The sequence below is a fragment of the Roseisalinus antarcticus genome (assembly GCF_900172355.1).
Lineage (GTDB): Bacteria > Pseudomonadota > Alphaproteobacteria > Rhodobacterales > Rhodobacteraceae > Oceanicola > Oceanicola antarcticus_A.
In genome coordinates this window covers 1-1,140 of record NZ_FWFZ01000130.1, presented here as the reverse complement: position 1 = coordinate 1,140, position 1,140 = coordinate 1, and the positions used below count along the sequence as shown (strand labels likewise).

The 1,140-nt window shown below is 68.6% G+C and carries 1 protein-coding gene; it reads left to right on the top strand.

Annotated elements, in window-relative coordinates:
- Nucleotides 1–89 precede the first annotated feature (89 nt).
- On the top strand, nt 90–1,133 hold the full coding sequence (locus ROA7023_RS23550; RefSeq protein ID WP_085881355.1) for an IS1595 family transposase: 1,044 nt from the start codon (nt 90–92) through the stop codon (nt 1,131–1,133).
- The last annotated feature ends 7 nt before the right edge of the window (nt 1,134–1,140 follow it).

The following is a 1,140-nucleotide window of genomic DNA, read 5'->3' as shown; positions in this document are numbered from 1 at the left end:
GGCGGTGTCAGCAAAGCGTGTTGGTTCGTGCTTTGTTCTGATGTGTCAGTGAGGTATGCTGAGGCTTCCGAAGTTCCAGGAGACCCGCCATGCCCCGCTTCGAACCAGCTGAATTCGGCCGTCTGCTTGCCCGCCTGACCCCGCAGGAGCTGCGCCAGGCCGAAGGGCTCGTTGCAGATGCGCGCAAGCGTGCCGAGGCGGTCTTGGAGATCGACGCGCGGGCCGATGCTGGCGGCCCGGCGGCGTCCTGCCCCCGCTGTGGGGGTGACGCACGCACCCGGTGGGGTCGGACCAGAACAGGCACACAGCGATGGAACTGCTCGGGGTGCGGAGTAACGTGGTCAGGCCGCAGCGACACGCCGCTGGCCCGGGTTCACCGCCCCGACCTCGTTGTCGCGCTGGCGCGTGACATGATCGAGGCACCGCAGCCGATGTCCTGCCGCCGCGGGGCCGAGGTGCTGGGTGCGTCGCGTCACAGCATCTGGCGCTGGCGAATGGCGATCATCGGCGCTCTGAAGCCGGAGCCCGACGCCACCCTTGCTGGCATCGTCGAAGCCGACGAAGCCCACCAACGCGAGAGCCGAAAGGGGTCGAGGGAGTGGGTTAGGCACCGGCGTGACCCCGTGAACCACCCGGTGCCGCCCCGTCTGAGGTGGCGAGCCTATCGGCGTAGGGGCGGTTCGGCGGTAGCGCCTCCGGGGGGCTGGCGGGCCTGGGAGAAGAAGCTCCTCGCGGTAACCGATCGCGCTGGTCACCGAGCCTTCGAGGCCATTGCCGACGCGGGCCAGGCGGCGATTTCCGGTGCCCTGTTGCCCGTGATGGCGCCGGACGCGGTGCTCTGCACGGACGGGTTCGTCACCTACGAGCGGATCGCGAAGGACGCGCGCATCCCGCACTTCGCGCTCAACGCAGGGCGGCGGACGGAACGCACCCCGCGCAGCCACCACATCAACACCGTGAACGCCCTGATCAGCCGTTTCCGCGCCTTCATGCAACCCTTCTGCGGACCCGCGTCAAAGAACCTTGCAGCCTACGGCCGATGGCATGCCGCCCGAAGCAACGCGGACCGATCCTACCTTCATGCGCTCAGGCTGCTGCTCGCTTCAGGCCCTCGCGCCAACACGGTTTGCTGACACCGCC